This is a genomic window from Streptomyces sp. NPDC048521 (assembly GCF_043199855.1).
In the GTDB taxonomy this organism is placed as follows: domain Bacteria; phylum Actinomycetota; class Actinomycetes; order Streptomycetales; family Streptomycetaceae; genus Streptomyces.
In genome coordinates this window covers 227383-245724 of the sequence record NZ_JBICWR010000006.1, presented here as the reverse complement: position 1 = coordinate 245724, position 18342 = coordinate 227383, and the positions used below count along the sequence as shown (strand labels likewise).

Annotated in this window: 18 protein-coding genes; 10 read left to right on the top strand and 8 right to left on the bottom strand. The window is 72.7% G+C overall.

The window, feature by feature from the left end; translation table 11 throughout:
• Positions 1–39: 39 nt before the first annotated feature.
• The 10 genes from ACGFRF_RS16980 (at position 40) to ACGFRF_RS16935 (ending at position 10340) form a co-directional block, all read left to right on the top strand.
• Entirely contained in the window at positions 40–2613 is a 2574-nt protein-coding gene (locus tag ACGFRF_RS16980; protein ID WP_393740531.1) for a YfhO family protein, read from the top strand.
• A gap of 21 nt (positions 2614–2634) precedes the next feature.
• Positions 2635–3585, top strand: a complete 951-nt coding sequence (locus ACGFRF_RS16975; RefSeq protein WP_393740529.1) for a glycosyltransferase family 2 protein — start codon at positions 2635–2637, stop codon at positions 3583–3585.
• An 11-nt stretch (positions 3586–3596) separates the two neighbouring features.
• Positions 3597–3995, top strand: coding sequence for a GtrA family protein (locus ACGFRF_RS16970; protein WP_393740528.1), 399 nt, complete (start codon positions 3597–3599; stop codon positions 3993–3995).
• A 52-nt stretch (positions 3996–4047) separates the two neighbouring features.
• Positions 4048–5076, top strand: a complete 1029-nt coding sequence (argC, locus tag ACGFRF_RS16965) for an N-acetyl-gamma-glutamyl-phosphate reductase (RefSeq protein ID WP_393740526.1) — start codon at positions 4048–4050, stop codon at positions 5074–5076.
• Positions 5073–6224 carry a bifunctional glutamate N-acetyltransferase/amino-acid acetyltransferase ArgJ gene (gene argJ / locus ACGFRF_RS16960; RefSeq protein ID WP_393740524.1) on the top strand — a complete coding sequence of 384 codons (1152 nt, stop codon included), beginning with the start codon at positions 5073–5075 and terminating at the stop codon, positions 6222–6224. The genes argC and argJ overlap by 4 nt, the downstream gene beginning before the upstream one ends.
• Positions 6221–7126, top strand: a complete 906-nt coding sequence (argB, locus tag ACGFRF_RS16955; protein WP_393740522.1) for an acetylglutamate kinase — start codon at positions 6221–6223, stop codon at positions 7124–7126. The genes argJ and argB overlap by 4 nt, the downstream gene beginning before the upstream one ends.
• Complete coding sequence (locus ACGFRF_RS16950) at positions 7123–8340, top strand: acetylornithine transaminase (protein WP_393740520.1); 1218 nt, start codon at positions 7123–7125, stop codon at positions 8338–8340. Before argB ends, ACGFRF_RS16950 begins: the two co-directional genes overlap by 4 nt.
• Before the next feature lie 7 nt (positions 8341–8347).
• Entirely contained in the window at positions 8348–8893 is a 546-nt protein-coding gene (locus ACGFRF_RS16945; protein WP_393740518.1) for an arginine repressor, read from the top strand.
• Positions 8894–9001: 108 nt separating this feature from the next.
• On the top strand, positions 9002–9589 hold the full coding sequence (locus ACGFRF_RS16940; protein ID WP_393740516.1) for an RNA polymerase sigma factor: 588 nt from the start codon (positions 9002–9004) through the stop codon (positions 9587–9589).
• A complete protein-coding gene (locus ACGFRF_RS16935) occupies positions 9579–10340 on the top strand; it encodes an anti-sigma factor family protein (protein ID WP_393740514.1) in 762 nt (253 codons plus the stop codon). Before ACGFRF_RS16940 ends, ACGFRF_RS16935 begins: the two co-directional genes overlap by 11 nt.
• Before the next feature lie 10 nt (positions 10341–10350).
• Here the strand turns inward: ACGFRF_RS16935 and ACGFRF_RS16930 are convergent, their stop codons facing one another.
• The 8 genes from ACGFRF_RS16930 to ACGFRF_RS16895 form a co-directional block, all read right to left on the bottom strand.
• Entirely contained in the window at positions 10351–11256 is a 906-nt protein-coding gene (locus ACGFRF_RS16930; protein WP_393740512.1) for a serine/threonine-protein kinase, read from the bottom strand.
• Positions 11253–13067 (bottom strand): ABC transporter ATP-binding protein, encoded by a 1815-nt coding sequence (locus ACGFRF_RS16925; RefSeq protein WP_393740510.1) that lies wholly within the window; start codon positions 13065–13067, stop codon positions 11253–11255. The genes ACGFRF_RS16930 and ACGFRF_RS16925 overlap by 4 nt, the downstream gene beginning before the upstream one ends.
• Positions 13068–13141: 74 nt before the next feature.
• Positions 13142–13306 (bottom strand): hypothetical protein, encoded by a 165-nt coding sequence (locus ACGFRF_RS16920; RefSeq protein WP_393740508.1) that lies wholly within the window; start codon positions 13304–13306, stop codon positions 13142–13144.
• Between the two features lie 112 nt (positions 13307–13418).
• Complete coding sequence (locus ACGFRF_RS16915; protein WP_393740506.1) at positions 13419–14159, bottom strand: FAD:protein FMN transferase; 741 nt, start codon at positions 14157–14159, stop codon at positions 13419–13421.
• 55 nt (positions 14160–14214) lie between these two features.
• On the bottom strand, positions 14215–14991 hold the full coding sequence (locus tag ACGFRF_RS16910) for an FMN-binding protein (protein WP_393740504.1): 777 nt from the start codon (positions 14989–14991) through the stop codon (positions 14215–14217).
• Between the two features lie 36 nt (positions 14992–15027).
• On the bottom strand, positions 15028–16410 hold the full coding sequence (locus tag ACGFRF_RS16905; protein ID WP_393740502.1) for a ferric reductase-like transmembrane domain-containing protein: 1383 nt from the start codon (positions 16408–16410) through the stop codon (positions 15028–15030).
• 59 nt (positions 16411–16469) lie between these two features.
• On the bottom strand, positions 16470–16922 hold the full coding sequence (locus tag ACGFRF_RS16900) for an FMN-binding protein (protein ID WP_393740501.1): 453 nt from the start codon (positions 16920–16922) through the stop codon (positions 16470–16472).
• 8 nt (positions 16923–16930) lie between these two features.
• On the bottom strand, positions 16931–18283 hold the full coding sequence (locus ACGFRF_RS16895) for a ferric reductase-like transmembrane domain-containing protein (RefSeq protein ID WP_393740499.1): 1353 nt from the start codon (positions 18281–18283) through the stop codon (positions 16931–16933).
• Between the last annotated feature and the right edge of the window lie 59 nt (positions 18284–18342).

Genomic DNA, 18342 nt, shown 5'->3' with positions numbered 1-18342 from the left:
GAAATCCATGAAGTGAATTCACTGGGGGCCTGCCGACACATGGAACGCTCGACCTCGCCCGACGGGCCCCGTGGCCCCGTGCGTGCCGCCGCCCTGCTCGCGGCCGCCGTCACGGTCACGGCGTTCTGCGCAGCCGACGCCCTCGCGCGCAGTTATCCCTTCGGCCCCCGCACCCGCAGCGTCAACGACCTGGGCAACCAGTACGTGCCCTTCCACGCCCACCTGTGGGACCTGCTGCACGGCAGGACCGACGGCGGGCTCCTCGTCAACTGGCAGTCCGGCTACGGCTCCAGCTTCCTGCCGGACCTCGGCACCTACCTCGGCAGCCCGTTCGCCCTGCTCGTCGCCGTCTTCCCCCGGGACGAGATCGACCTCGCGGTCTACGTCGTCACCGCCGTGAAGACCGCGTCGGCCGCCGCCGTCATGGCCTGGCTGCTGCTCACCCTGCGCCCCGGCCGCTGGTGGGCGGCGGGCCTGCTCGGGACGTCCTACGCCCTGTGCGGCTGGAGCGTCGCCGACGCCTCCTACAACCCGATGTGGCTCGACGGCCTGATCGCCCTGCCGCTGCTGTGCCTGGTCGGGGAGTGGGCGCTCGCGGGACGCCGGCGGGTGCCCGGCGTCCTGATCGTCGCCCTCGCCTGGACCGCCAACTTCTACACCGCCTACATGGCCACCCTGGGCGCCGCCCTCGTGCTGCTGCTGCGCCTGGTGCTGGCCCGGCCGCCGCGCCGGCAGGCGCTCGCCGCAGCCGGCCGCGCCGCCGTCACCGCCGCCCTGGGCGTGGGCCTGGCCGCCCCGCTCGTGACGGTGATCTACTTCGGCACCGAGCACGCCTACCCGGGCCGCGTACGGCAGTTCGCGCCGGTACCGGGCGAGGACATGGCGGCCCGGCTGCTGCCGGCGACGTACGGCTTCGGCTCCCCGGCCCTCTACGTCGGCATCACCGCCCTGCTGCTCGCGCTCGCCCTGCCCTTCCACCGGGCGGTCCCCGTCCGGGTGCGGGCGGGCTGGACGGCACTGGTGCTCGCGGTGGCCCTGTCGCTGCAGTGGGCGCCCACCCATCTGGTCTGGCACGCCTTCGCCACCCCGCAGGGCAGCGCCTACCGGCAGGCCTTCGTGCTGTGCGGGCTGCTGGTCATCGCCGCCTGGCACGCCCTCGCGTACGGCCCGCCCGACCTGCGTGCCCTCGGTGCCGCGACCGCGCTGCTCGCCCTGATCGCCGCCGTGGCGAGCCGCAGCGAGCTGGTACGGCCGCACACCTGGACGGTGCTGCTGCCGGCGCTCGCCGGGGCACTGTGCGGGCTGCTCCTGCTGGGCCGCACCGGGCAGCGCGCCGGACTGGCCGGCCTGGCCGTCGTCCTCCTCCTCGGCGCCCAGCTCGGGGAGACCGCCGCCACCTCGGCCGCGGCCACCGAGCTGCGGCTGGGGCACCTGGACGACTACGCGCCCTGGGGGCAGCGGCAGGAGCGGCAGGCGGCGGCGATCGCCGAGGCCGACGGCTGGCCCCGGTACCGCACCGACCCCGGCCGCGAGCAGACCGTGGCCAACGACCCGATGCTCGTGGGCGGCCAGGGCGCCCAGTACTACAGCAGCCTCACCTCGGACGTCCTCGGCCGCACCCTCACCGCCCTCGGCGGCGGCTGGACCTCGCGCGGCCGCAGCGTGCAGAGCCTGGACAACGCCGTCACCGACGTCGTCTTCTCCGTCGGCGCCCGGGTGCACTCCCCGCCGGACCCGCACCAGACGTACCTGCCGCACGACGGCGGCCCGGTGACCGTCACCCGGCAGGACGTCCCGCCCCTGGTGACGGTGCGGGCCGCGCCCGGCACCACCGCCTTCGGGCCCTCGCCGTACCGCAACCAGGAACTGCTGCTCGGCAGCCGCGTCTACACCGTGCCCCGCGTCACCGTGCGCGACGACACCGGGCAGCAGGTCCGGGAGGGCCGGGTCGGCACCGGCGACGCCACGGCGAAGCCGACGATCACGGCCGACTGCCCGGCCGGCACCCAGGTGAACCTGTGGGCCCCGCACTACTCCGGCACCGCACGCCTCGCCGGCACCACCGGCGCCGCCGCCCGGTTCCGGTTCGAGTACCCGCGCAACCGCGCCGCCATGGAACCGCTGGGCACGACCCCGGCCTCCGGGCGGCTGCGCATCGAGCTGACCCCGGAGCGCCCCGGCCGCATCCCGGCCGGCGCCGTCGGCTGCCTGGACACCGGCCGGCTGCACGCCGCGGCCGCACGCCTGAAGGCCACCGGCGCCACCCGGGTGACCGTCTCCGACGGCACCGTACGAGCCGAGCTGCCCGCCGGGAGCAAGGGGATCGCGGTCGTCGCCGCGCCCCGCATCGCCGGCTGGCGGTGCGCCACGGGCGACGGGCCCGCCCGGCCCGCGGGCGCGTACCACGGCCTCGTCGCCGCCCCCCTGGACGGCAACTCGACCAGCCTGACCTGCACCTTCCATCCACCCGGCCTGCGGCTGGGCACCACCGTGGGGGCCACCTCGCTCGGGGTCCTGGTGCTGCTCACCGCCCTCGGTGCCGTCCGCCGCCGACGCGTCCCGGTGCCGCCCCCGACCACATCACCGCGTGAGCGCGTGACCGCCGCTTCCTGACCGCGCCCTGAGGGATCCACCATGCTGATAACGATCGTCGCGCCCTGCTACAACGAGGAAGACGTCATAGAACGCTTCCACGAAGAGGTCCAGAAGGTTGCCGAGGAACTGCTGCCGCTCGGCCACGACATGGAGTTCGTGTACGTGGACGACGGCAGCCGCGACCGGACCCTCGCCGCCCTGGAACGCCTCGCCCGCCTCGACGCGCGGGTGCGCTACGTCTCCTTCAGCCGCAACTTCGGCAAGGAGGCGGCCCTGCTCGCCGGCCTCAGGCACGCCTCGGGCGACGCGGTCATCGTCATGGACGCCGACCTGCAGCACCCGCCGGCGCTGATCAAGCGCATGGTGGAGCTGCGGGAACAGGGCCACGACCAGGTCATCGCCAAGCGCTCGCGCACCGGCGACCGCCTCACCCGGACCCTCACCGCCCGCCTGTACTACCGGCTCATCAACCGCCTGGTCGACGTCGAACTCGTCGACGGCGTGGGCGACTTCCGCCTGCTGTCCCGCCGGGTGGTGGACGCGATCCTGGACCTCACCGAGTACAACCGCTTCTCCAAGGGCCTGTTCGCCTGGGTGGGCTTCCCGAGCACCACCTTCGAGTACGAGAACGCGGTGCGCGAGGCCGGCCGCAGCTCCTGGTCCTTCCGCGGCCTGCTCAACTACGGCCTCGACGGCCTGCTGTCCTTCAACAACCGCCCGCTGCGCGCCGCCCTGTGGCTCGGCATGGGCCTGCTGCTGTGCGCCGGGCTCTACACGGCCTGGATCGTGGGCGCCGCGCTCGTCCACGGCGTCCAGACCCCCGGCTATGTGACCATCATCACCGCCGTCACCGCCCTCGCGGGCGTACAGATGGTCATGCTGGGAGTCATCGGGGAGTACACCGGCCGCATCTACTACGAGGTGAAGGGCCGCCCGCACTTCCTGGTGAAGGCGACCAACGTAGAGCGGACGAAAGACCTCATTCCCTGATGCCGAGACAGATGCCGAGACAGATGCCGAGGCAGATCCTCACCTTCGCCGTGGTCGGCGTCGTGAACACCACCACCTACTACTGTCTCTACGTGTTGTTCCTGACCCGTCTTCCCTACCTGGCGGCGCACGTCCTGGCATTTCTCGTCAGCATGATCGGATCCTTTTTCCTGAACGCCCGCTTCACCTACCGGACGCGGCCGACCCTGCGGAAATTCCTGCTTTTCCCGCTGACGAACGCCACCAATTTCGTCATCACGACGGCCGGGGTGTACGTGATCGTCGACGTCCTGCACGCCGGGAGCCGCTTCGCCCCCCTCCTGGCCTCGGCGGCGGCGATCCCGGTGACCTTCGTCGTGTCCCGCTGGGTGATGCTGCCCGGCGCCGGGACCAGGCCGGCCGCAGAGTGATTGCATAAACGTGCATCGATACGTATAGTCATGCCATCCAGAGGAGGGTGACATGGCGGTACGTGCGGCGGTGGCCGGAGCGAGCGGATACGCGGGCGGAGAGGTCCTGCGGCTCCTCCTCGCGCACCCCGAGGTCGAGATCGGTGCCCTGACCGGCAACTCCAACGCCGGGCAGCGGCTCGGCGCGCTCCAGCCGCACCTGTTGCCGCTGGCCGACCGCGTGCTGGCCGAGACCACGGCCGAGGCCCTCGCCGGGCACGACGTGGTCTTCCTGGCGCTGCCGCACGGGCAGTCCGCCGCCGTCGCCGAGCAGCTCGGCCCGGACGTCCTCGTGGTCGACATGGGTGCCGACTTCCGGCTGAAGGACCCGGCCGACTGGGAGACGTTCTACGGCTCCCCGCACGCCGGCACCTGGCCCTACGGCCTTCCCGAACTTCCGGGTGCCCGCGCCGCGCTGGAGGGGTCCAAGCGCATCGCGGTGCCCGGTTGCTACCCGACCGCCGTCTCCCTCGCCCTGTTCCCGGCCTACGCGGCGCACCTCGCCGAGCCCGAGGCGGTGATCGTCGCCGCGTCCGGCACCTCCGGTGCCGGCAAGGCGCCCAAGCCGCACCTGCTCGGCAGCGAGGTCATGGGCTCGATGTCGCCGTACGGCGTCGGCGGCGGCCACCGGCACACCCCCGAGATGATCCAGAACCTCAGCCAGGTGGCCGGGGAGCGGATCTCGGTCTCCTTCACCCCGACCCTCGCGCCGATGCCCCGCGGCATCCTCGCCACGTGCAGCGCCAAGGCCGTCGAAGGAGTCACGGGCGACTCCGTCCGCGCCGCCTACGAGAAGGCCTGTGCCGACGAGCCCTTCCTGCACCTGCTCCCCGAGGGCCAGTGGCCCGCCACGGCGTCCGTCCACGGTTCCAACGCCGTTCAGGTGCAGGTCGCGTACGACGCGGCGGCGGGCCGCATCATCGCGATCAGCGCCATCGACAACCTGACCAAGGGCACCGCCGGCGGTGCCGTTCAGAGCATGAACATCGCCCTGGGTCTCCAGGAGACCACCGGGCTTTCCACGATCGGAGTCGCACCGTGAGCGTCACGGCAGCCAAGGGATTCACGGCGGCGGGCATCGCCGCCGGGATCAAGGAGAACGGCAACCCCGACCTGGCCCTCGTGGTCAACGACGGGCCCCGCCGTGCCGCCGCGGGCGTCTTCACCTCCAACCGCGTGAAGGCCGCGCCGGTGCTCTGGTCCGAGCAGGTCCTCAAGAGCGGCCAGGTCTCGGCCGTCGTCCTGAACTCCGGCGGTGCCAACGCCTGTACGGGCCCCCAGGGCTTCCAGGACACTCACGCCACCGCCGAGAAGGTCGCCGAGGTGCTCGGCCGCGGCGCCATCGAGGTCGCCGTCTGCTCCACCGGCCTGATCGGCGTGCTGCTGCCCATGGACAAGGTCCTCGATGGAGTGGAGACGGCGGCCGCCTCCCTGAGCGAGCACGGCGGTGAGAAGGCCGCCATCGCCATCAAGACCACCGACACCGTCCACAAGACGTCCGTCGTCACCCAGGACGGCTGGACCGTCGGCGGCATGGCCAAGGGTGCCGGCATGCTCGCGCCGGGCCTCGCCACCATGCTGGTCGTCCTCACCACCGACGCCGACCTCGGCAACGACGACCTGGACCAGGCCCTGCGCGCCGCCACCAGGGTCACCTTCGACCGGGTCGACTCCGACGGCTGCATGTCCACCAACGACACCGTCCTGCTGCTCGCCTCCGGCGCCTCCGGCATCACCCCGGAGTACGACGCGTTCGCCGAGGCCGTACGGCAGGTCTGCGACGACCTCGGCCGGCAGCTCATCGGTGACGCCGAGGGCGCAAGCAAGGACATCAAGGTCGAGGTGGTCAACGCCGCGACCGAGGAGGACGCCGTCGAGGTGGGCCGCTCCATCGCCCGCAACAACCTCCTCAAGTGCGCGATCCACGGCGAGGACCCCAACTGGGGCCGTGTGCTGTCCGCGATCGGCACCACGCGGGCCGTCTTCGAGCCGGACCAGCTCAACGTCGCGATCAACGGCGTCTGGGTCTGCAAGAACGGCTCCGTGGGCGAGGACCGCGAGCTGGTCGACATGCGCTACCGCGAGGTGCACATCGTCGCCGACCTCGCCGCCGGCAGCGAGACCGCCACGATCTGGACCAACGACCTGACCGCCGACTACGTCCACGAGAACAGCGCCTACTCCTCATGAGCACTCGTAAGCACACCGCGCTGCCCAAGGCCCAGATCCTCATCGAGGCGCTGCCCTGGCTGACCCGGCACCACGGCAGGATCGTCGTCATCAAGTTCGGCGGCAACGCCATGGTGGACGAGGACCTGAAGGCCGCCTTCGCCCAGGACGTCGTCTTCCTGCGGCACGCCGGTCTCAAGCCGGTCGTGGTGCACGGCGGCGGCCCGCAGATCAGCGCCGCCCTCGACAGGCACGGCATCGTCAGCGAGTTCAAGGCGGGCCTGCGCGTCACCACCGAGGACGCCATGGACGTCGTACGGATGGTGCTCGCCGGGCAGGTGCAGCGCGAGCTGGTCGGCCTGCTCAACCAGCACGGTCCGTTCGCCGTCGGCCTGACCGGCGAGGACGCCCACACCATCACCGCCACCAGGCACCAGCCCGAGATCGACGGCGAGCTGGTCGACATCGGACGGGTCGGCGAGATCACCGCGATCGACACGGGCGCGATCGAGGCCCTGCTCGCCGACGGCCGCATCCCGGTCGTCTCCTCCATCGCCCGCAGTCAGGACGACGGACATGTCTACAACGTCAATGCTGATACGGCGGCTGCGGCACTCGCTGCGGCACTGGGCGCCGAAACCCTCATGGTCCTCACGGACGTCGAGGGCCTCTACGAGGACTGGCCCCACTCCGACGAGGTGATCAGCCGGCTCACCGCGTCCCAACTGGAGAAGCTGCTGCCGGAACTGAGTTCCGGCATGGTGCCGAAGATGGAGGGCTGTCTGCACGCCGTGCGCAACGGCGTGACCACCGCCCGCGTCATCGACGGCCGGGTGCAGCACTCGATCCTGCTGGAGATCTTCACCGACGAGGGCATCGGCACCATGGTCGTGCCCGACGAAGCCGAGGGGGAGCAGTCATGACGGGGAACGCGACCGACACAGAGCTGACCGCGCGCTGGCAGGGCGCGCTCATGAACAACTACGGCACCCCGCGCCTGCCCCTCGTGCGGGGCGCGGGCACGAAGGTGTGGGACGCCGCGGGCCGGGAGTACCTCGACTTCGTCGGCGGGATCGCCACCAACGCCCTCGGCCACGCCCACCCGGCGATCGTCGAGGCCGTCAGCGGGCAGATCGGCTCCCTCGGCCACATCTCCAACTTCTTCATGGCCGAGCCCACCGTCGCCCTCGCCGAACGGCTCCTGCAGCTGTTCGGCCGGGAGGGCAGGGTCTTCTTCTGCAACTCCGGCGCCGAGGCCAACGAGGCCGCCTTCAAGATCGGCCGCCTGACCGGGCGGACCCACATGGTCGCCACCGAGGGGGGCTTCCACGGCCGCACCATGGGCGCCCTCGCGCTCACCGGCCAGCCCGCCAAGCAGGGCCCGTTCCAGCCGCTGCCCGGCGACGTCACCCACGTGCCCTACGGCGACGCGCAGGCGCTGGCCGCCGCGGTCACCGAGGAGACGGCCCTGGTGATCATCGAGCCCGTCCAGGGCGAGAACGGGGTCGTCGTACCCCCGGCCGGCTACCTCAAGGCGGCCCGCGCGATCACCGCGGCCACCGGCGCCCTGCTGGTCCTCGACGAGGTGCAGACCGGCATCGGCCGCACCGGGAACTGGTTCGAGTACCAGGCCCACGAGGGCGTGCTGCCCGACGTCGTCACCCTCGCCAAGCAGCTCGGCGGCGGACTGCCGCTCGGCGCCACCGTGGCCTTCGGCCGGGCCGCCGAACTGCTCCGGCCCGGCCACCACGGCACGACCTTCGGCGGCAACCCGGTCGCCTGCGCCGCCGGGCTCGCCGTACTGGACACCATCGCCGGCGAAGGGCTGCTGGACAACGTCAAGCGGCAGAGCGCCGCGCTGCGCGACGGGATCGAGGCCCTGGGCCACCCGCTGATCGATTATGTCCGGGGCGCGGGCCTGCTCCTGGGTATCGTGCTCACCGGGCCGCACGCGCCACAGGTGCAGCAGGCGGCCCAGGAGGCCGGGTTCCTGGTGAACGCGCCCGCTGACGACGTCGTACGGCTCATGCCGCCGCTGAACCTGCGTGACGACGAGGTGGGTGCCTTCCTCCAGGCGCTGCCCGGCATCCTCGAGCAGGCGAACCCAGCGGATGGGGACGGACGATCCGGAGAATGAGACGACGATGAGCCAGGCGCAGGACCATGAGCAGGCGGCGGGCGCCGGGCCCGCCGTGCCGCAGACCCGCACCGCACGGCACCGCCGGATCGTGGACATCCTCAACCGGCAGCCGGTGCGGTCGCAGAGCCAGCTGGCCAAGCTGCTCGCCGACGACGGGCTGAGCGTCACCCAGGCGACGCTCTCCCGGGACCTCGACGAGCTGAACGCGGTGAAGATCCGCAACACCGACGGCGACCTGATCTACGCGGTACCGAGCGAGGGCGGCTTCCGCACCCCGCGCGCTCCGCTGGGCGAGTCGGCGAAGGAGGAGCGGATGCGGCGCCTGTCCCAGGAGCTGCTGATCTCCGCGGAGGCCTCGGCGAACCTGGTGGTCCTGCGCACGCCGCCCGGTGCGGCCCAGTTCCTCGCCTCCGCCATCGACCAGGCCGAGCTGCACGACATCCTCGGCACCATCGCCGGTGACGACACGCTGCTGCTGATCAGCCGGAACCCGACCGGCGGACAGGCCCTCGCGGACCACCTGCTGCGGCTGGCCCAGAACGGGCACTGACCGCATGCGGGGTACGGCCCGCAGACGGAGAATGGGTGGGTGACCCTCCGCGGCGAGCGGGCAGGCGGGCGGGCAATCCCCTGGCGGCCGTCGAACGTATACAGAGGTGTGTCGGGATTCCGGTTCCCCGTCGGCCGCCTCCCGGACGAGGCTCTGCTGTCCGGGCTGGCCACCGGAGATCCGGAACTCGCCGTCATCTTCGTACGAAGGTTCCAGCACCGGGTCTTCGGTGTCGCCATGGCCGTCACCGGGGACCAGCAGCTCGCCGAGGACGTCGCCCAGCAGACGTTCGAGCGTGCCTGGCGTCATGCGCAGATCTACGACTCGCGCCGCGGCTCGGTCATGACCTGGTTGACGACCATCGCGCACAACCTCGCCATCGACGCCGTCCGTGCCCGGCGGACGGAGCCGATGGCACCGGAGGACCTGGACGCCCTCCTCGGAGTCGTCACCGAGACCCCGGAGCAGTGGGCACTGGCCGACGAGGCCTCCTCCCAGCTCCGGGCCGCCCTGGCCCGGCTGCCGCGGGAACAGGCCCGGGCCCTGATGATGGCGGGCATCTACGCCATGACGGCCCAGCAGGTCGCCGACGTGGAGCAGATCCCGCTGGGCACCGCCAAGACAAGGATCAGGGCGGCGATGGCGAAACTGCGCGCCACGCTCCCGTCTCCGAACCGAGGCGACCATGTCGAGTGACCCGAACTGCGAGAAGCTGCGGGAGGTCGGCGCCGAACTGGCGCTGGGCGTGCTGCCCGGCCGGGAGCGGGCCGAGGCGGTCGCCCATCTGGACCGGTGCGCGGACTGCCGGGACTACGTCCGGCAACTGACCGGGATCGGCGACCGGTTGATCGGCCTGCTGCCGGACCGCGAGCCGCCGCTCGGCTTCGAGACCCGGGTGGCGCGCAGGCTGGCCCGGACGTCCGGGGGGCACCGGTCGGCACACGCCGCCGGCCGTCCGCAAGGCCTGCGCAGCCGCGCCCGCCGGGCCCGGCTGCGGATCGCGGCGTTCGCCGGCGCACTCGCGGTCGCCGTCGGTTTCGCCGGCTGGGCGATCGGTACCGCCGTGGAGGAGGTCACCGCCGCGCCGCCGCCCGCCGTCGAGTCCGAGCCCGTGATGGTCGGCGACATGACCCCGACCGGGCGCGACGGGCGGCCCGTCGGCGAGGTCTACGCCCACCCCGGCAGCCCCGGCTGGATCTTCGTCTCCGTCGCCCTCACCGGCCCCGGCACCGCGTACACCGGCACGGTCACCTGTCTGCTGGAGCGCGCCGACGGCACGACCGTCCGTGTCGGCGACTTCTTCGTGCGCGCCGGACGCGGCGACTGGGGTGTGGCGGTGCCCGGCGACCTCACCCGGTTCTCCGCCGCCCGCCTGGCGTCCCCGGACGGCACCGTCCTCGCCACCGCCCAGCTCGAGAAGGGCCAGGTCCTGACCCCGGAGGCGTGAGCCGCCCGCCTCAGGCGCCGCGGCACCGGACGGGCAGCGCCGCCTCCAGGGCGGCGGCCAGTCCCGCGACGCCGGGCCGGGCGGACGGATCGGCCCGCAGGCAGCTGTCGACGGCGGCGGCGAGAGGGGGCGGCAGCCGCCGCCGGGACGCGATCGGCGGCGCGCTCCGCGCCGGCCGCGGACACCAGCCGCCCGAGCCACCGGTGCCGGTAGCGCCGTGCCCGTCCCCGGCGCAGGACGCGTCGGTGGTCCCGGCGGTCGCGCCGCAGTCGAACGGCACCTCGCCGCACGCGACCTCGAACAACGTGATGCCGATGCCCCACACATCGGCGGCGGCCGTGAGGGTGCCGCCGCGGGCCTGCTCCGGCGCGCGGTAACAGCACGTGCCCACGCCCGCCGGGGCGGGGCCCGCAGGCCGGGCGACGCTCAGGTCCAGCACCTTCGCATGACCGCGGTCCACCACCACGTTCGACGGCTTGAGGTCCAGGTGCAGCAGACCTCGGCCGTGCAGGTAGTGGACGGCGGAGCACAGCTGCATCCCGAGGAGCGCCACATCGGCCGCGGACGGCCGGCGCCGCAGCCGGTGCAGCAGATGCGACAGCGTTTCCCCGGTCAGCGTCTCCAGGACGACGAGCGGCTCGGGCGAGGCGAAGACGTCGTAGCCGCGGACCAGGTGGGGATGGGTGAACTCCCGCAGCCAGCGGCCCTCCTGCAGCAGCCGCTCACCCAGCCGCCGCTCGCCCCGCAGATCGGGGCGCACCGTCTTGATCACACACCGGCAGTCCCGTTCCTCGCTCCAGGCGTCGTAGACGTCGAGCCACCCGGTGCGCGTCAGACCCGCCAGGATCCGGTAGCCCGGCACCGGTTCCGTGCCCGGGGCCAAGGGCGGGACGTCCGGTGCGGCGGTGCCGCTCATGACAGCACCGAGCCCGCGTTCAGCCGGTGCAGCCGGGCGTACGTCCCGTCGTGACCGATCAGGTCGTCGTGGTCGCCGTGCTCGACGACCCTGCCGTGGTCGAGCACCACGATGCGCGTGGCGTCGCGGACGGTCAGCAGGTTGTGCGAGATGACGACGGTCGTGCGCCCGGCCATGAGCCGGCGCAACGGGTCCATGATCCGCCGGCCCGATCGCACGTCGAGCCCCGCGGTCGGTTCGTCGAGGAGCAGCACGGGCGCGTCCCGGATCATCGCGCGGGCGATCGCCAGACGCTGGCACTGCCCGCCGGAGAGCGTCCGGCCGCGCTGGCCGACCAGGGTGTCGTAGCCCTCCGGGAGCTGCTCGATGAACTCGTGCGCGTCCGCCGCGCGCGCCGCCGCGACGATGTCCGCGTCCGTGGCCCCCGGCCGCCCGTAGGCGATGTTGTCCCGCACGGTGCCGTGGAAGACGAGGGTCTCCTGCAGCACCACCGCCACGCTCTCCCGCACGTCGGACAGGCTGAGCTGCCGCAGATCGGTCCCGTCCAGGCGGACCGCGCCGCGTTCGGGGTCGTAGAAGCGCAGCTGGAGCTTGGCGACCGTCGACTTGCCCGCCCCGCTGGCCCCCACCAGCGCCAGCGTCTCCCCGGGCGCCACGTGGAAGGACACGTCCGACAGCGCCCAGGACGAGCCGCCGGGATAACGGAACCACACCCCGTCGAACGCCACGTCCCCGCGCGCACGGCCGATCCGCCGGGCGTCGACGGCCTCGGCCACCTGGGGCCGCTGGTCCAGCAGCTCGATGATCCGCTCCGCGGAGGCGGAGGCCGCGTAGAAGGCGTTGCCGAGGTGGGACAGGCCACGTACCGGGCTGTACAGCTTGCCGATCAGTGCGAGGAAGACCAGCAGCCCGCCGAGCGAGAGCTGCCCCTGGGCCAGCTTCCAGGTGCCCAGGCCCATCACCGCGAGGCCGCCGGCCACCTCGATCATCTCGACGACGGGCCCGTAGACGGCACGGATCCGGGCCGAGGCCATCGCCGCCCGGAACCTGCCGAGGTTCTCCCGCTCGAACCGGCTCTCCTCCCAGCCCTGCCTGTTGTACGCCTGCACCAGAACGACGTTGCCCAGCGACTCCTCCGCGATCGCGCTGAGCGAGCCGGTGCGGCGCCTGCGCTCCCGTGACGCCTCCTTGATCAGCCGCGAGAAGTGCCGGGCGGCGCCCCAGAACAGGGGCACGATGACCAGGGCGAGCAGGGTCAGATCCCAGCGCAGATAGAACAGCAGGCCGAGGAAGACCCCCAGGCGGATCACGTAGTAGAGGACGTCCGCCACGCCCGAGAGCAGGAACGTCTCCACCGCGTCGACGTCACCCGTGACCCGGGACAGCACGTCCCCGAGCCGCCGCCGCTCGAAGAAGCCGAGCGACAGTCCCTGGACGTGCCGGAACACATCGGAACGCAGGGCCAGCAGGAAGCGCTCGCCGACCCAGGTGGACGTCACGTCGTCGGCGAAGCCCAGGATGCCGGAGCACAGGACGAGGCCCAGATAGGCGGGGGCGATCCACAGGAACGGCCCGAGATCCCGGGGGACCAGCACATCGTCCACGACGATCTTGAACAGCCACAGCTCCGCGGCGTCGACGAGGGGACCGGTCAGGCTGAACAGGACGACGGGCACGAGCCAGCGCCGGCCACCACGGGTGTACGGCCAGAACCGCCGGAACACCTCGCGCGGGGGCACCGGGGGCGCGGCCGCGACGACCGCGTCGGAGGTGTCGCCCACCGCGAGCAGACGCCGCAGGACATGCGCCATGGGATGTGTTCCTCGGGGATCGGCGGAGCGGACCGGGTCCTCCGGTCTCCGGTCCGCTCAGCCAACAGGTGTGTTCAGTAGCGGTCGTGGCGGTTGCCGTGGTCACGGTGGTTGCCGTGGCTGTGGCGGTCGCCGTGGCCGTGCCGGTGCCCGTGCCCGTGCCCCGAGGAGTCGTGCCGCGACGTGTCGTTGTCGCGGTCCCGGTGCTTCGCGGGCATCAGGCTGCTGAAGATGGCCATGTCGTTCCTCCTGAAACTTGCCTCACCGTGGATACGTCTCAGGGCGCACATCGGATGGCGTTTTCCGTAAAAGGTTGTCGTTCCGGGCAAAAAAAGGTGAAAAGCGAACATGTCAGCCGAGTCGTGCCGCGAGCCCCCCGGTGCACCGCACCTCGTCGCCCGCGGTGATCAGCAGGCCCTCCACGTCCGGCAGGGACTCCAGCCACGCCAGGCCCGCCCGCGACCCCATCGCGAAGGCCGCCGTGGCCCAGCAGTCCACCCAGGTCAGCCGCGGTCCCACCACCGTGACCGCCACCAGGTCCGTCACCGCCGACCTGCCCGTACGCGGGTCCACGATGTGCGCCCCGCGCTCCGCGGTCCCGGACGTCGCCACCGACAGCTCCGCCACACCGGCCGCCGAGATCACCGCCGCCAGACCGCCGGGCCGGAGTGGATCGGCCACCCCCACCCGCCACGGCCGCTGCGGTTCCGGCGCGCCGAGCAGCTGCACGTCCCCGCCCCCGTTCACGCTCACCCCGCGCACCCCGTCGACCTCCGCCAGCAACCGAGCCGCCCGCTCGGCCGCCCAGCCCTTGACGATGCCGGTGGGATCGAGGGAGCCGCGGTACCGGGTGCTGAACCAGCCGTCGCTCACCTCCTCCGCCTCGGCCGCCAGCCGCAGCACCTCGGCCACCTCCGGAGCGCACCGCGCCACGGTCAGTTCGCCCCGGGCCAGCCGTGCGACCTCGCTGTCCTCGCGGTAGGTGCTGAACAGCGCGTCCACCCGGTGCAGGCCGGCGACGGCCTCGGCGAGCGCCGCCCGTACGGCATCGGGTTCCCCGCCGCGGACGTCGAAGGAGAAGACGGTCCCCATGACCTCCTCCGCATGACGCACCGCGGCGGGAGCCCCGGCCGGCTCGGCCACCGGCTCAGCCACCGGCCTGGTCCAGCGCCGACTGCAGCGACTGCCGGTAGCCGGTGCTGGTGTAGGTGGCCCCGGAGACGGCGTCGATCCGCGCGCTCTGCGCGGCCACGGCCTCCTGGTTGAGCTTGGGGACGGCGAGCTGTGTCTTCTGGTCGCTGAGCCCGCCCTCGGGCGCCTGGACCGCCTCCGCCTTCGTGATCTTCCCGTCGCTGACCGTGATCCGCACCTGGACCGGGCCGTACTGCGTCTGCGCGGCCTTCCCCGTGACCGTACGGTCCTGCGCCCGGCCGGAAGCGCCGGCCGACCCCGCCTTACCGGACGACGCCGACCTCATCTTGTCCAGCGCCGACTGCAGCGACTTCTTGTACCCGGCGCTCGTGTACGTCGCCCCGGAGACGGCGTCGATCCGCGCGCTCTGCGCGGCCACGGCCTCCTGGTTGAGCTTGGGCACGGCGAGCTGTGTCTTCTGGTCGCTGAGTCCGCCCTCGGGCGCCTGGACCGCCTCCGCCCTGGTGATCTTCCCGTCGCTGACGGTCAGCCGTACCTGCACGGCCCCGTACTGCGTCTGCGCCGCGTCACCGGTCACCGTGCCGGAGCCGGCGGAGTTCTGCGCGCCGCCCTGCGGGGCCTCCTGGCCCGCCGCCGGCTGCTGCGGGGCCGCGCCGGACGCCGACGCCGGGGCCGGTCCGGACGCCGGCTTCAGCGACAGCAGCAGCACGACACCGGACACGGTCGCGGCGGTGGCCAGCACGACCCGCCGAATGGGGTGGCTCTTCCTCATCTGTGCGTAGCTCCCGTTTCTCTCCGTGGCTCCCGCTCACATCTCGAACGACTCGTGATGGATGCGGCGGGCGGGAACCCCCGCGCCGCGCAGTGCCTCGTACACCGACTGCGCGAACCCGGGCGGGCCGCACATGAAGACGTCGTGGTGGTCGATGTCCGGGATCTTCCGCTGGAGGTTCTCCGCGGAGATGTCCGGCCGCTCGCCCTCCGGGCTGTTGACCGCGTACATCAGCCGGGCGCCCCGCTCCTTGGCGATCGCCGCCAGCTCGTCCCACAACGCCAGGTCCTGGGTGGTGTTGGCCCGGTACAGCAGCGTGATGTCGCCGGCCGCGCCGGGCAGCGTCTCGAACAACGCCCGCATCGGCGTGATGCCGACCCCGCCCGCGACCAGCAGCACCTTGCCCCGGCTGCGGCGCTGCGCGGTGAGCGCGCCGTACGGGCCCTCGGCCCACACCTTCGTGCCGGGCGTCAGCTCGCGCAGCCGGGCACTGTGGTCGCCGATCGACTTCACCGTGATCCGCAGCAGACCGGGCCGGGGCGCCGCCGACAGCGAGTACGGGTGCGAGCTGAACCGCATACCGGGTGCGAGGAAGCGCCAGCGGAAGAACTGTCCCGCCTCGGCGCCCATCCGGTGCAGCTTCCGCCCGCCGATCAGCACCGACACGATGCCCGGGGTCTCCTCGATGACCGCCTCCACCCGCATCCGGTGCCGCAGGTTCAGCCGGACGGGGGTGAGGACCCGGTACCAGACGACCAACGCGGTGACCGTGCCGTACAGCGCGTACCAGAAGGTCTTGGCGGTGGGCTCGACCGCGAAGTCGTTGCCGGTGGTGATCTGGTGCCAGAACGTCAGGAACACCGCCGCGTAGGTGAGCAGGTGGACGTGGTACCAGGTGTCGTACGGCAGCCGGCGGCGGATCCCGCCGATCGACGTCAGCCCGATGAGCACGAACAGACCGGTGCCGAGGGCGGCCTTGCCCATGTCGGGCAGCTGGTCGACGGAGTCGACGGTCTGCCGGACGATGTCCCCGAGCGTCCTGCCCGCCTGCAGCGCGTAGCCCCACATGGTGAGGAAGACGTGCGCGACGATCAGGCAGAGCGTGTACCGGCCGCTCATCGCGTGCCAGCGGGCCACCCGGTCGGAGCCGACCCGCCGTTCCAGCGCCGGCACGCGCGCCATCTGGAGCACGACCAGCGCCATCAGATAGCCGGCCAGCAGGCCGGTGATCCGGCCGGCGTTCAGGATCCTGCTGTTGTCGTCGGCGATGGACGGGGTGTTGTGCCACCAGAGCCACAGCACGGCCGCCGCGCCCGCCCAGACCGCCAGCAGCAGCGGGACGGCCGGGGAGCGGCGCGGGCGGATGCGGCGCATCGTCTGGCGGCGGGCGGCACGTCCGCCTGCGAGCGTGGTGGTCACGGTTCCTCCGTGGGGACTTGACCCTTGGCCCACAGATACGGCCCGTGTCCGCCGAGTGTTCAGCGGCCCGCCGAGTCCAGAGCGGACTGGAGTGACTGCCGGTAACCGTCACTCGTGTACGTCGCTCCGGACACGGTGTCGATCTGCGCGCTCTGCGCCGCCAGCGCCTCGCGCCGCAGCTGGGGCAGCGCGTAGCTGTTGATCTCCTGGTCGCGGGGGTTGTCCTGCGGGTACTCGACGGCCGTCACGTCGGTGAGCCTGCCGTCCTGCCACGTGACCCGCACCTGGACCGGCCCCCAGCGGGTCTGGGCCGGGTCCCCGGTGACCGTCCCGCTGCCCGAGGCGGGACCGGGCGTCGAACTGCTCGACGCGGCAGGCGGCTCGGTGCCCGCCGCCACCGCGGTGGGACTGGTGTGGGGCTTCAGCGACAGCAGCAGCACCATCCCGGAGACGGTCGCCGCGCTCGCCAGCACGATGCGGCGGAAGGGACGGTTCTTGTTCAACGCGTGCACAGCGGGCCTCACAGCTCGAACGACTCGTGGTGGATACGGTGGTCCGGTACCCCGGCCGCCCGCAGCGCCCGGTACACGTCCTGGGCGAAACCGTGCGGGCCGCAGAGGTAGACGTCGTGGCCGGGCAGACCGGGAAAGGTCGCGCGCAGTGACTCCGCCGTGAGGGGCGGACGCTCCCCGCCCGGCCCGTTCAGCGCGTACAGCAGCTGCGCGCCCCGCCGGCGGGCGATCGCCTCCAGCTCGCCGCCCAGCGCCAGATCCTCGGCCGAACGCGCCCGGTACAGCAGCGTGACCTCGCCGGGCAGCGTCTCGAACAACGCCCGCAGCGGAGTGATGCCGACCCCGGCCGCGATCAGCAGGGAGCGGTGGCCGGTGGCCCGCTCGGCGGTCAGCGAGCCGTACGGGCCCTCCACCCAGACCCGGGTGCCGGGCCTGAGCAGCGCGACGGCCGCGCTGTGGCCGCCGAGCGCCTTGACGGTGATCCGCAGCAGGTCCGGGCGCGGCGGCGCCGACAGCGAGTACGGCGTCGAGGTCCAGCCGAGTCCCGCGCCGAGGAACCGCCAGCGGAAGAACTGCCCGGGCCGCGCCCCCAGCTCGTCCAGCTGCCGCCCGCGTACGACGACCGAGTACACGCCCGGTGCCTCCCGGTGCACCGACTCCACGCGCAGCCGATGCCGCAGGTTGAGCCGCACCGGAGCGAGGATCCGGTACCAGAGCACCAGGGCCGCCACGCCCAGGTACAGCGCGTACCAGGCGGCGGTGGCGACCGGCCTGCCGCTGAACTCCTCGCCCAGCGCCGGCTGGTGCCCGAAGGCGAGGAAGACGGCCGCGTAGGTGAGCAGGTGAAGGTAGTACCAGAACTCGTAGCCCGTCCGGCGGCGCACGGCCCGTGCCGAGGCGACGCCGACCGCGACGAGGATCACCGTACCGGCGGTGGCCTTGAGCATCTCCGGGTAGTCGAGGACGACGGTGACCGCCTCGTGCGGGAGCGAGGCCCGGTCCTGGGCGGCGTACCCGGCGAGGATCAGCACGATGTGCGCGCCCAGCAGACAGACCGTGTACCGGCCGGCCATCGCGTGCCAGCGCGCCACCCGGTCCGAGCCGATCCGGGTCTCCAGCAGCGGCACCCGCGCCATCAGGCCGACCAGCACCGCGCAGGCGTACCCGCACAGCAGCCCGGCGATCCGCCCGGCGCCGGTCAGCGCGCCCGCCGTACCGACCACGGCACCGGTGTCCGCCCACCAGAGCGCGACCACGGCCGCCGCCCCCGCCCACAGCACGGCCAGCACGGGCCCCGCGGGGGAGCGCCGTGCGGTCACGGGCCGGGGCGGGGCCGCCCGCCTCGCATCCACGGTCGTCATCAGTCGCCGTCCCTTCGTCCGTCGTGCCAGGCCACTGTGCGGGCCGAACCTCTGAGCCA